Here is a 13375-nt window from a genome sequence, read left to right as displayed (position 1 = left end):
CAAGGTAAAATCAAGTTATTTAGTAAGCGCTTACAAAAAGACTTGAACTTATGTTGCAGACAAGTTTATTATTAATGAAAGCGCTTACAAAGTTGGGTTAGATTAAATTGATATTTTTGATTCGTCAATACCGAATTTTGTTATCGGCTTACAATTTTTTAACTAAAAAAATAATAAAGGGGAATACGTATGGCAATTTCAGCGCCTGCGAACGGTTCATTAAGTTCAGTAGACAATAACGGGAGTAATCACCGTTTTGCGTTGTCAGCTCTCACATCACTATTTTTTATGTGGGGCTTTATAACTTGTTTAAACGATATACTAATTCCTCATCTAAAAGCGGTATTCGATTTAAATTACATGCAATCAATGTTGGTGCAATTTTGTTTTTTCGGCGCTTATTTTATTGTTTCGTTGCCAGCAGGTAACTTAGTCAAAAAACTGGGTTATCAAAAAGGCATTGTTGCAGGTCTTGTTGTGGCGGCTTGTGGTTGCCTACTTTTTTACCCAGCGGCATCTAGCCATAGTTATCCAGTATTTTTAGGCGCACTATTTGTGCTTGCCAGTGGTATTACTATCTTGCAGGTTTCCGCAAATCCGTATGTAACATTGTTAGGACCGTCGGAGACCGCTTCGTCGAGACTCACACTTACTCAGGCGTTCAATTCGTTTGGCACTACAATCGCTCCGTATTTTGGCGCACTGCTTATCCTTGGGCAGGCGACTAATGAAATTGCAACATCAGCTGAGTCAGTTCAAATTCCTTATTTAGGTTTAACAGCCGCATTACTAATCCTTGCAGCGATATTTGCTTACTTAAAATTACCTCACATAGCGTCTGCTGAAACTGAAAGTGACGAAGTTATCGAAGGTTCTGCATGGCAATATAAACACTTAGTTTTAGGTGCCCTTGGTATTTTTGTTTATGTTGGTGCTGAAGTGTCTATAGGTAGCTTTTTAGTTAACTTTTTTGGTGAAGCCGATATTGCGGGTTTAGAAGAACTTGAGGCAGCCAAATACTTGACCTATTATTGGGGCGGTGCAATGGTTGGGCGATTTATTGGCGCAGCCGTCATGCAGAAAATTCCTGCGGGCAAAGCATTGGCATTTAATGCTACGCTTGCCTGTCTATTAATCTTTATCACATTAGTGAGTACTGGCGCGTTAGCCATGTGGTCAATATTGTTAGTTGGCTTGTGTAATTCAATTATGTTTCCAACTATTTTCAGTCTTGCGCTGAATGGCTTGGGTAAACACACTAGCCAAGGCTCTGGGATCTTATGTTTAGCAATTGTAGGTGGTGCAATTGTTCCAGTAGTGCAAGGGTTTTTAGCCGATATTATTGGCGTCCACATGTCCTTTATTTTACCTATTGTTTGTTACGGCTACATTGCCTATTACGGATTAATAGGCAGTCGTCCAAGCGAAACAATTGGATCTGATGAATCAATTGAACCAAATTTGAATAAATAAGTACGAGTAACTTCATAATGATGAATAAATTTAAATACACGACTACCGCAGCCTTATGCGCAATTTTGGCTGCTTGTTCAGGAAGTAATGAGAAAGCCGAGCCTTCACAAACGAATAGTGCGGATGCCGCTAAAATTTGGCCAAAGTTAAACATTGAAGTTAAACAAACCGCTGAAATTGAAAATCGTGTGAAATCAATGTTAAGTAAAATGACATTGGAGCAAAAAGTCGCACAGATGATCCAGCCTGAAATTCGCGATATTACCGTTGAGGATATGCGGAAATACGGTTTTGGTTCATACCTCAATGGTGGCGGTGGTTTTCCGAACAACAATAAACACTCCACACCTGCTGACTGGATTGCGTTTGCTGAAGAACTATACCAAGCGTCAATCGACGACTCACTTGACGGTTCAAAAATCCCAACAATGTGGGGAACGGACGCGGTACATGGCCATAACAATGTCATCGGTGCGACCTTGTTTCCACACAATATCGGGTTAGGCGCGACAAATAACTCAGACTTAATTGAACAAATTGCCAAAGCCACAGCGACTGAAGTCATGGTTACTGGTATCGACTGGGTGTTCGCACCTACCGTTGCAGTAGTAAGAGACGACCGTTGGGGACGCACATATGAAGGTTATTCTGAAGATCCAGAAATAGTTCGCTCATACGCTGCGTCAATAGTTAAAGGACTTCAGGGCCATGCAAATAAAGATTTTTTAAGTGATAACCGTGTTATTAGTACCGTTAAACACTTTTTAGGTGACGGTGGAACCGAGAAGGGTGATGACCAAGGTGACAATATTGCGTCTGAGCAAGAATTGTTTGATATCCACGCGCAGGGTTATGTCGGTGGTTTAACGGCAGGAGCTCAGTCTGTTATGGCGTCGTTTAACAGCTGGCACGGTGATAAATTACACGGTAGTAAATATTTGTTAACTGACGTGTTAAAAGATCAAATGGGATTTGATGGTTTTGTAGTAGGTGACTGGAATGGTCATGGGCAAGTTAAAGGTTGTACAAATGAAAGTTGTCCACAGTCGGTCAATGCCGGTTTGGATATCTTTATGGTTCCGACCGATGCTTGGAAACCTTTGTATAACAATACGATTCAACAAGTTAAAGATGGCATTATTGCGATGAGTCGTATCGACGATGCCGTTACACGTATTTTAAGAGTAAAAATGCGTGCTGGTTTATTTGAAAAACCAAGTCCGGCAAATCGTAAATTTTCGGGCAAAACAGAACTTATTGGTCAAGAGTCACATCGTAGAATCGCACAACAAGCTGTCAGAGAATCTTTAGTCTTGCTAAAAAATAAAAACAACCTGTTGCCATTATCGCCAAAACTAAATGTATTAGTTGCCGGTGATGCTGCCGATAATATCGGTAAACAATCAGGCGGTTGGACAATTACTTGGCAAGGAACTAATAACACCAATAATGACTTTCCTGGGGGCAGCTCAATTTATTCTGGGATCAAACAACAGGTTAATGCCGCTGGTGGTAAAACAACCTTAAGTGTTGAAGGTAAATTTACCACTAAACCTGACGTTGCGATTGTAGTATTTGGTGAAGACCCATATGCGGAAGGGCACGGGGATAGAGAAAATTTGGATTATCAACGTGGGTCAAAATCTGATCTTAAGTTATTAAAAAGCTTAAAAGCACAAGGTATTCCAGTAGTATCCGTGTTTATTTCGGGTCGACCTATGTGGGTCAATGCCGAACTTAATGCATCTAATGCGTTTGTAGCGGCTTGGTTACCTGGTTCTGAAGGTAAAGCGGTAGCAGATGTTTTATTTACTAAAAAAGACGGTTCTGTAAACCATGACTTCAAAGGCAAATTATCTTATTCGTGGCCTAAGACTCCTGATCAAACTACCGTAAACCGTAACGATAAAGACTATGCACCACTGTTACCATATGGGTTTGGTTTGACTTATGGCGATGAAAATGTGTTATCTGACAATTTAAATGAAGTATTGAATATGGATCTGTCAAAGGTTGAAACTCGAGTTTTCTTCGACGGTACGATGCACAAACCATGGTATTTGAAGTTATTGTCAAATCATAAAGAAATGGATGTAAATGCAAGTAGCCATAAAGTTGGAAGCCTGACTTACCGAACGATTGACCGTAATGTTCAAGAAGATTCTGTTTTACTGACAACTCATGGTAAGCACACTTCAGGGCTACACGTAGTTGCAAAAAGTTACTTTAGAGAAGATTTATCGAATGATCTTTCTGCGAACTCTGCGTTGCATTTACTGGTCAATGTTCAACAATTTACCGACGCAACGGCAAATATCTTTATGAATTGTGAAGGTACTGGTGACGTAGCTGGTAGTTGCCATACCGGAATAGACATTACAGAGTTAATTTCAGAACTGCCTAAAGACAGCTGGCAACCTCTGTCTATTGATCTGCAGTGTTTCGCAAACGCGGGTGTTAATTTCAGTCAGGTTGTTAAACCATTTGAAATGAATTTGACGGGCAATACACGTATTGGACTTGCAGATATTATGTTTAAACCGAATACGGCAAAAGCAGCAACATTATCTTGTCAGTAGTCATTATAGTAATAAATCTGTACTGATTTGATAGCAGCATAGGTTTAACAAAAGTTGTGTGTGAAACACCTAGTCTAAAGCTTTAGATTAGGTGTTTTTTTTGCTCGAATTAATAACTAAAAGCAAATTTAGTGAAGTTGTAAATGATGGATTAAAACTGTCCAAATTTTAACTAAAAAATTAACTGGCAGCTCACAATCGGCCATCATCCATATAAAGGTAAATGTAAAGGTAACGGTAACGGCAACGGCAAATTACTACTGAACACTTATAAATAAGTTTGCCGTGAGATGTCCTCCCATTGACATCTATTTTAGTTTGCCCCCGTGATGTAACTTGAAGAATCGTTAGCATTGATAAGAAAATTTTGCCCATTCAATCGTGTCATAAATGATATTAATCATTCTGTGTAGTTGACTAGTATCGTTGAATACTCGCTGTTAAATGATGGGGAATTGATGAAGAATATGCAAATCTTGGTTACGTAAGTTCTTTAAACTCGATAAAAATATTGGCAGTAAGTCGGCCTTCTTCAGGGTCGCTAGAGAGATCTCTTTCTTTATCTACATTAACCGAATGTAACAAATTACTCGGGTATATCACCAGACGGTTAGGTTTGTATTTCACTTCATAATACTTCTCAAAATGATCAGTAGATGTAGTTATATAACCTTGAGCAGGTTCACCGTTCGTTTGAATAAACTGTTTAGCGCTATTGATATAATGTTCGTATCTTTTATCGGTAATACGTTCAAATTGTGTTGGTTTATGCCGGTATAGCCCTGTTCCGCCATGTTGGCCATTTGATAAATAATGTAAAACTGCGAAACAATATTGATTGTTTGTATCAAAGTGAGGCATTCGTTGTAACAAATGTAAATCTTCAGGTGGCAGAGTCAACAATGAAAAAAATGAATTCAGTGGTTTCAAACGTTTACTAAGGTCGATTCCATAAATGCCATACAAAGGTTGATAAATCGCTTGTAGCAATTTAATGATATATGGCTCAGGAAGAGGGCTACGAATACCTGGATACAAAGTGTCTGTATCTGGGGAGTATACGGCTTGTGACTTAGCGAATTTTTTGATGTCATCGAGGTTTGTTGCAAAGTTATCAATGACGATAATTGGCGTTTGTTCAACGCCAACCTTCATCACATTTACTTCCATTAGAGGATTTTGAGTAAAAAGCACAGACGTCATGACTAATTGCCTAAACAGACGTTTTACAATAATGTTTTAAGAAATCATAATGATCTGGCCACGCGGCGACTTTCTTTTTTACACTGCTTTTAATATGCGTTAAAAAGTTATCTAATTCCGCATCATCCATTTGGTCAACAATTGGGTGATATTGTTCAGGCATTAGACCTTGACCTAACATAACTTGAACCCAAGATGTTTCACCAAATAATTCTTCTGCGCGTTTAAATACTCGTCCCGATTGTTTAAACAAATCCATTCTATGTTGCAGTGAATCTGGAATTTCCATGGTTTTACAATAACGCCAAAAAGGAGTGTCTTCACGTTCTGTCAAATGATAGTGCAAAATAATAAAGTCTTTTATATTGTCATGTTCAAACTTAGTTTGGGCATTAAACTCTTTGATATCGGCTTGATTAATCCCCTTACTTGGGAACATTTGCATAAGACGCACAATTGCGCGTTGGAATAAGTGAATACTTGTTGACTCTAAAGGTTCAATAAAACCTGAGGACAATCCAACAGCGATACAGTTTTTGTTCCAGTGTTTCCGGCGAGTACCAGTTTTAAATTTGATAACACGAGGTTCATTTAATAACTTACCAACAAGGTTCTCGCGTAACTTCGCGATGGCTTCGTCGTCGGTCATATATTTACTACAAAAAACTAATCCGTTACCTGTGCGGTTCTGCAGGGGGATACGCCATTGCCAACCGGCATCATGCGCAATTGAACGAGTATATGGCACAGGTTTGCCTACAGTTTCAGTTTGCACTGCAATTGCGCTATCGCACGGTAACATGTGACTCCAATCGTCAAACCCCGTATGCAGCGCATTTTCAATGAGTAATCCTCTGAAACCTGTGCAGTCTAAAAACAAATCACCTTCAACTATTTTTCCAGAATCTAATGTCAGCGATTCAATAAACCCGTTTTGCTTAGATAAATTTACATTATCAATTTTGCCTTCTATACGATTAATACCATGTTGTTCTGCTATGTTACGTAAGTATTTTGCATATAAACCAGCGTCCAAATGATAAGCATGGTTTAATTGTTGATTCGCTAAAACAGCAAATCTGCCTTCTCGAGCCGCAAGATGCTCTGGAACATAATCACCAATTTCAGAAACTATTCCACGTTGATGACCTTTTAGCCAAAAGTGTTGAAAACCTGCCGCCCAACAATCTTGACCCAAAAAGCCAAAAGAGTGAATGTAGTCTTGTTTTACATCACGCCAGTTTTCAAATGAAATACCCATTTTAAAAGTGGCATTCGTGGCAGCCATAAAGTCTTGTTCTTTAATTCCCAACAATTGATGAAAAATGTGTAAGGTTGGGATCGTTGCTTCACCTACTCCGACTGTCGGTATTGCATCAGATTCAACTAGAGTCACATCAATGTTTTTACCGAGTAATTTGGTAAGGGCAGCAGCGGCCATCCAACCTGCGGTTCCACCACCGGCAATAACAACTTTTTTAACTGGTTTCATAGATGATTTAGTATCGTTCATATTAATGACTCATTATCGTTTTAGTTGTTCTAACAATTTAGCTCTAAGTTTTCGCGCTTCAAGCTCTGGCATTGGCAATGTTAAACAACCTTGAGCATGATTAGGAATGTGTTGGATATCTTCTTCATTATGGTCAAATACATAATGTTCAAATATGGCTTTCCAAGCTTGGCGTTGTTCGTACGGCAAATTTCTAAGGCTTAATATAGCTAAGTCGAGTGCATTGTCAGGTTTCCCCATAAACGCAGAACTATTGCGCCACCAATGTGTGATTAGTACGTTGAAGTCCGTTAAGCCTTCGACATGGTGCCACCACATACTTGGAATAAATAACGCATCTCCGGCTTCTAAGTTTGCAACAAAAGCATTGTCTATTGCGTGTTGAAATTTTGGATACTTGACTAAGTCTGGTTGATCAAAATCAACTAAACTGATGTCTTGTCCACCAGGTGAAGCCTCTTTGGGACCAACATATAGGTTTTTAACTTGTTCTGGGGGAAACAAGATAAAACGTCTTTGTCCTACCGCACAACACGCCAAATTGTTTGGGAAATCAAAGTGAGCAGAAATTTTAGTTCGGTTGCCCAACCATAAGTTAGTAATAGGTTGCACGCCTGCGATATTTACCTTGTTCTCAAGATTTAATTCAGGAAAGTGTCGATTGATATTCGTCGAACCAACGTAAACAGCAGGGGGTTCAGGATCACTTTTCAACTCGTTCAATTTACTTAAAACGGTATGTAAATCTAACGAAGCACTTTGAAAATTAAATCCGTTAAAATCAGAATTGTAAAAAATTCTTCCTTTAGCTTCAGGTTGTGCATAATAAGCAGTAATAGGCTGACCGTTATAGGCTTTGCTCAAATATTCAAATGCATCGTCGTTGGACGTTTTTCCAGCTTTAACTAAAGGCCAATGATTAATAAAACCTCTAATTAAAACTGGCTTTGCTGTGTTAATAATGGATTCAGGTAAATCGTCGCCAGGGGCTAAACAGATCTCCTCGACTTTGTTCTTAATGTCTAACATTATCGACCTTATTTATTAACACAATTTGCATTTTCTTTGGCATAAACCTACAGACCAAGTGCCGCGTTTTTAAGTAGTAATAATCTCGTGACGTTTGATTGTGAAGCAATTGCCATATAAATAGCTTGCAAATGACCATCTTTATGTAACTGTGCCACATCGTCGTCACTTAGTTCGGCAAGTTTGTCTTCATTAATCGTATAAAAACCTAACATTTGGTGTTTAGATTTATCATTTAATTCAACATCCAATGTGAACGATTCAAGCAACTCTAATTCTACAAGGCGCCCGATAAATACGTCATTATCTTGCATTCCATGATGCAATGTTTCCATCATGTTAGCCATGTTTTCTAAATAAGGCGCATTGGCACCAAACTCTAAAAATAAAGGCGCACCTTGCTCTGTATTTACTCGTGGATGATTTTCATCGATAAATAAAACTCGTTGAAGTTTTTCAACGCCATCTTCTAATAGTGTTTGTTTACCAATTAGGAAAGGTGCTCTTGCATGCATTAAAGGAATATAAGGAACATGCCAAAGCCCGTCGTTAATGAACAAATTTTCGTTTTGTTCAAATCCAAACAGAGCAACAGGAAGGAATTTACCTGTGTTTTCATCTTTCGTGAAAAAAATAGGGTAGTAGGCTTGTACACTTCGAAATTCAGCGGGAAAGGTTTGGGTAAACCAAATATCATCACCATAAGTAGCTGAACGTTCAGTAATAATTTTTGTGTCTTTGTGATCGATGTTGTTGACTAATTTTTGAGTTGCCATGAAGCACCTATTTAATTTTTGTTATATTTTTGCAAACCCGAATTTTTTTACTTTATTTAGTAATTCACGATTTGAGGTTAATACTGCTGCTTGTTGCTGCGTCCGTTGTATATTTTCTTTAAACAATTGCTGTGCTTTTTGTTGAATTATTTTATTGTTTCGTTTCGTAATCGACGAGGACTTAAATCCCATTCCAAACATTACATACTGGTAACTTGCTGCTGGGAACAAAGGATTACGAGCGACTTGGTCTGCATGATATGGATACTGATGTTGCCATAACTCTAAGTTTTCTATGAGTGACTCTGGAATAGATTCAGTAGCGACATTATCAAACCAATATTGGCTGTCTGTGCGTTTCGATAAAACATAATGGAGCTTTAAAAACTCTATTATTTGTGTCCAATGTTGTGACGTTGTTTGGTTGTATCGTTTGGCAATTATCTTCATCGTAGACCGATTCTTAGGGAATTGTTCTGCTAAAAACATAGCAGACTGTTCAATAAGCGCTAACGCCGAAGCTTCTAAGGGCTCAATAAACCCAGCTGACATACCAATGGCCAAACAGTTGTTATGCCAAAACTTTTTTCTGTGACCCGGATTGAATTTAATCGTCCTAGAAGTAAGCTCTTCTGCTTTTTTTAAACCTAAAGTAGCGGTTAAATATTGTCTTAATTGTTGTTCTGCTTTTTCTGTACTTGTATGTTCACTTGAAAATACATGGCCTACACCACGTCGGCTTTGTAAACCAATATCCCAAATCCAACCATTTGATTGAGCCGTGGATAAGGTACAAGAAGCTATGTCGTCATTAGGATCGTTATAAGGTGCTTGGATTGCAATGGCTGTGTTATTAAATAATTGGTGTTGTTTGGAAATGAAGTCGATATTGTAATGTTTACCAATTAATAATGAAGCAAACCCGGTGCAATCAACAAATAAGTCACCGGCAATTTTGCCGTTTTTTTCTGTTTCTATATCACTGATATCAGCGTTTTTGTCATTATTGACGGCGATAACATTGTCGATTATGTGGTTAACGTTTAATTTGTCTTTTGCTTGTTTTTTCAGTAACCCACTAAATTTTCCAGCGTCTAAGTGATACCCATAGTTACTGATAAATGAATATTCTGGAGTGGTAATTAACTTAGGCGCTTTCCCTAGTTTTGATAGCACACTCTGACTTGAAACTGCATCAGCAAAGTTGACTTGTTCAGAATACTCTTGCCAATGCGGTGCTAAATTGATGTTTTGAAAATCTTGCGGCAGCGTAAAAGGGTGGATATAACTATCTTGCGCATAAACAGGATTAGTTGCGGTTTGGCCTTGCCAATTAATAAATTGAGAGCCTTGTTTAAAGCTTGCATCACAAGTTGAAATAAATTCATTTTCACTGATGCCGATTTTTTTTAATGTACCGCGCATTGTAGGCCAAGTGCCTTCCCCAACCCCAATTGGATTAATGTCTGAAGATTCAACTAAAGTAATAGAGAAGTCTGAATTAATTAAATCCAGTTCAGCGGCTAAAACACATGCAGTTAACCAACCTGCAGTGCCACCACCTACTATTACTATTCGTTTTATTTCTGTCTTCACTCTCATTACCTACTGCAATTCAACTACCTATAAGGTATAGAAAATACGTTAAAATTAATACGTTTAAGTAAATGTTTTGATTTTAAAATATTTAGAAAGGATAAAAAGAGAAGTCGTTACTCAAGAGTATCATAACGACTTCTTTACAATTTAATTAGCAAGGGGCTAGGTATAAGCTAACCCATTTTAATTAAAATGAATAACGAGCGCCAAAGTTATAACGTGGACCCGTCTCAGTTAAGTTTAACACTTGTTTTTCAGAACGTCCGTGAGAACGAGTGAAGTTGTCAGTGATGTTAATCCCTTCGAAGAAGACAGTTAAGCCTTCAACCTGGGCAACGTCATAACTCATGTTAAAGTCAATTTGAGAGTATGCTTCTACAAATACTGGAGAAGGACCTACATCACCTTGGTAACGTGATGATAAGAACTCATCACGCCAGTTATAGGCGATACGTGCTTGGAAACCGTTTGCGTCATAGAATGCGATGAAGTTTGCCGAGTCACTGATATTTGTTAATACCGGTTGGTCGTTCAAATCCATAACGTCGTACGATAAATCCGTATTCACAGCAGTGTAGTTCGCAATAACACCAAAACCTGATTCGTCAAACATATGCTGGAGTGATAATTCCATACCATCAATAGGTGTTTTACGATCGTCATTAGTAGGGACAGTAATCGCCATGTTCATAACGTTATCAGTTGCTGGGTCACCAGTGATAACACCAGTTGCAACATCTACAAACGGGTCATCTGCATAGTTAGCGAAGATATAGTCACGGATTACATTAGCATCTACAGATCCTGTCGCAGCACGAGCAGCGTCATATTTTGCACCATCACCAGGGTTAGCGATGTTGTAGATATCAGAATTGTCGACTACGTTAGCAATATAGTTTTGCGTGTCTTTTTTGAATAAACCAAAAGACAAATAACTTGATTCACTGTAATACCATTCAACAGACAAATCTAAGTTAGTTGACTCTAATGGCAATAGACTAGGGTTACCGGCACTACCATTACCGCCACTCGTTCTCGCTAAAGAACCAACAACTGTTCCACCTTGGATATCACTATAATTTGGACGACCAATTGTTTGGCTATAAGCTGCACGAACGATAATATCGTCAGTTACGTCTACGTTTAAATTAATGCTTGGTAAGAAATAATCATAACCGCCAGTTTGTGTTTGGTAAACACGTCCGCCGTCACCTAAGATTACTTCGTTAGCTGAAATCCAAGTTGCGCCAGAACGCGCTGTAACGATTGAAGTTGATACAACTTCAGTATCTTCATAACGAGCACCAACATGCAAGCTATAATACATATCGCCCATTTCGCCTTCGTAGTTAAACTTGGCGTAAATTGCAGTAGAATCTTCTTCCGTCTCACGGTCTGTATCAGCGCCGTAGTTTGTAGATGGACAGAATAAGTTGCCACAATCACCTTCGATTGTACCAGCAGATGTTGGGTATGCTACAGCTGCGATATCGCGAATGGCTTCAAAATCCCAAACAAACATTCTATCGATTGCTTGCATATTACCAGATAGTCCATCGAAGTTGCCGCCGCTTGTATTAAAGCGATCTTGGATACTATCTACAGGGAACATATCTTCAGTAAAGATACTTGGCTCATCAACACCCATGCCGCCCCAGTCATTACGCTGAACGTTAACTGCTTGCGAATGGTTGCTTACTGTTGTTAGTGATACACCAAAGTCAATGCTGCTATTTTCGTTTAGAATGTAGCTACCATTTACTTGTTGTTGTGATAAATCTGACGCGTCTTGTGAGTTACCAAACGTACTACCCGTTACTCGCATATCAGACCATTGAACGTCTTCACTGCCATCAACAGCTAAAATAGGACGGTCGCCTGAAAAGTCAGTTGCCGCTCGACTACGAACAAAAGCGGCCATAGACATATTAGCAGCAGAACCGTACTTACCATTTGGTGTTCTAGAAGCCTCAGAACTATGTGCGTCAAATGTTAGTTTTAAATCTGAATTTACTTGCCACTCAACATTCAAACCAAGAGACTTACTTTCGTTGCGGTTCGAGGAGAAACCACGCGCCATTGATAAATCGGCAAGACCATTACCGGCACCATCACCGTAATCTTCTGAATAGATTAATGGCGAAGCTACTGGACCATCTGTCCAAATATTTTCTGACGTACCAAAGTTATACCAAGCAGAAATATCATTGTGTTGAACATCAATGTCGTTTTGCATGTATGTGTAGTCAAGTGTCGCCGTTACTGACTCAATTGGACGGTATTGCAATACCAACTGGGCGTTTGTACGGGTACGTTGTTGTTCTTCAAACTTATAAATACCAGTTTGAGGCACTGAATATACATCTGAATCTGCAGGACGGTTTGTTTGAGTTGCATCTTTAGCAACACCACCCCATGCGGCATTTGAGCCAGACCAATCGGTATCAGCAGTACCAGGGAATGAACGCCAACCGGTACCAACTAACGCTTGAGCGTTACCACTTTCACGTTCTTGGTAACTTGCTGAAATCGCAACACCAAAATTACCGTCTTCAGAGACAGTTGAATATAAACCAGAAAGCTCAGGAGTAACTGAACCATCTTCTGTAGAAGTATCAGCTACAGCTTTAACACCAAATGAAGCTTTAGTGCCACCATGTGCTAAAGGTTTGTGAGTTTGAATGTCAATAACTGAACCGATGCCACCAGTAGGTACCGCTGCATCACCAGTTTTTGTTACGATTACGCCACTGATGCTTTCAGAAGCAATATTAGCGAAATCAAATGAACGGTTACCCGTTGTTACTGGCATTTGACGACCATTTAACGTAACTAAGTTCATCTCAGGTGGAATACCACGAACGGTTACTTTACTACCTTCACCGTTTTGACGGTCAATTGAAACACCTGCGATACGTTGCATCGATTCTGCAAGGTTAGTATCTGGGAATTTACCGATATCTTCTGCAGAAATAGCGTCAACTACGCCACTACTAGAACGTTTCAAATCCTGTGATTTAATTAAACTTCCACGTATACCAGTTACCTGTATGACTTCGACATCTGCGTCCGCATCTGTTTCGTCTGCTGCGTATAGTGGCGTTGAAAGTGCACCTAAAATAAGTGACACACTTGTTGCTAATTTTGTTTTCACAAAGCGATTATTATTCATATTGTCCTCGCTGCTTCCTGTTGATGTTGTT

Annotated in this window: 8 protein-coding genes; 2 read left to right on the top strand and 6 right to left on the bottom strand. The window is 39.1% G+C overall.

The annotated features are described in order from the left end of the window. Window positions 1-189 precede the first annotated feature (189 nt). Complete coding sequence (locus tag KO525_RS02580) at window positions 190-1473, top strand: sugar MFS transporter (protein ID WP_215962216.1); 1284 nt, start codon at window positions 190-192, stop codon at window positions 1471-1473. 17 nt (window positions 1474-1490) lie between these two features. Next, entirely contained in the window at window positions 1491-4052 is a 2562-nt protein-coding gene (locus KO525_RS02575; protein WP_215962215.1) for an exo 1,3/1,4-beta-D-glucan glucohydrolase, read from the top strand. 480 nt (window positions 4053-4532) lie between these two features. On the opposite strand, the gene KO525_RS02570 is transcribed toward KO525_RS02575, so the two are convergent. The 6 genes from KO525_RS02570 to KO525_RS02545 form a co-directional block, all read right to left on the bottom strand. After that, window positions 4533-5255: a DUF6445 family protein gene (locus tag KO525_RS02570; RefSeq protein WP_215962214.1), complete on the bottom strand. Its 723-nt coding sequence runs from the start codon at window positions 5253-5255 to the stop codon at window positions 4533-4535. A 10-nt stretch (window positions 5256-5265) separates the two neighbouring features. Beyond that, the gene (locus KO525_RS02565; protein ID WP_252736599.1) at window positions 5266-6768 is read right to left on the bottom strand and encodes a tryptophan halogenase family protein; all 1503 of its coding nucleotides are present in this window, start codon (window positions 6766-6768) and stop codon (window positions 5266-5268) included. 12 nt (window positions 6769-6780) lie between these two features. After that, a complete protein-coding gene (locus KO525_RS02560; RefSeq protein WP_215962213.1) occupies window positions 6781-7797 on the bottom strand; it encodes a cupin-like domain-containing protein in 1017 nt (338 codons plus the stop codon). Between the two features lie 47 nt (window positions 7798-7844). Further along, window positions 7845-8573 carry a SapC family protein gene (locus tag KO525_RS02555; RefSeq protein WP_215962212.1) on the bottom strand — a complete coding sequence of 243 codons (729 nt, stop codon included), beginning with the start codon at window positions 8571-8573 and terminating at the stop codon, window positions 7845-7847. A gap of 21 nt (window positions 8574-8594) precedes the next feature. After that, on the bottom strand, window positions 8595-10175 hold the full coding sequence (locus tag KO525_RS02550) for a tryptophan halogenase family protein (protein WP_215962211.1): 1581 nt from the start codon (window positions 10173-10175) through the stop codon (window positions 8595-8597). A gap of 184 nt (window positions 10176-10359) precedes the next feature. Beyond that, a complete protein-coding gene (locus tag KO525_RS02545) occupies window positions 10360-13344 on the bottom strand; it encodes a TonB-dependent receptor (RefSeq protein WP_215962210.1) in 2985 nt (994 codons plus the stop codon). Between the last annotated feature and the right edge of the window lie 31 nt (window positions 13345-13375).

This window comes from Psychrosphaera sp. B3R10 (assembly GCF_018861025.1).
Lineage (GTDB): Bacteria > Pseudomonadota > Gammaproteobacteria > Enterobacterales > Alteromonadaceae > Psychrosphaera > Psychrosphaera algicola.
Note: the sequence above shows the minus strand (reverse complement) of the source record. Positions and strands in the feature narration are given on the sequence as shown.

Excerpts from the sequence above, each read along its gene's own strand:
- KO525_RS02560 (WP_215962213.1), bottom strand. The coding sequence starts at position 7,797 with ATGTTAGACATTAAGAACAAAGTCGAGGAGATCTGTTTAGCCCCTGGC.
- KO525_RS02555 (WP_215962212.1), bottom strand. The coding sequence starts at position 8,573 with ATGGCAACTCAAAAATTAGTCAACAACATCGATCACAAAGACACAAAA.
- KO525_RS02545 (WP_215962210.1), bottom strand. The coding sequence starts at position 13,344 with ATGAATAATAATCGCTTTGTGAAAACAAAATTAGCAACAAGTGTGTCA.
- KO525_RS02550 (WP_215962211.1), bottom strand. The coding sequence starts at position 10,175 with ATGAGAGTGAAGACAGAAATAAAACGAATAGTAATAGTAGGTGGTGGC.
- KO525_RS02575 (WP_215962215.1), top strand. The coding sequence starts at position 1,491 with ATGATGAATAAATTTAAATACACGACTACCGCAGCCTTATGCGCAATT.
- KO525_RS02570 (WP_215962214.1), bottom strand. The coding sequence starts at position 5,255 with ATGACGTCTGTGCTTTTTACTCAAAATCCTCTAATGGAAGTAAATGTG.
- KO525_RS02565 (WP_252736599.1), bottom strand. The coding sequence starts at position 6,768 with ATGAACGATACTAAATCATCTATGAAACCAGTTAAAAAAGTTGTTATT.
- KO525_RS02580 (WP_215962216.1), top strand. The coding sequence starts at position 190 with ATGGCAATTTCAGCGCCTGCGAACGGTTCATTAAGTTCAGTAGACAAT.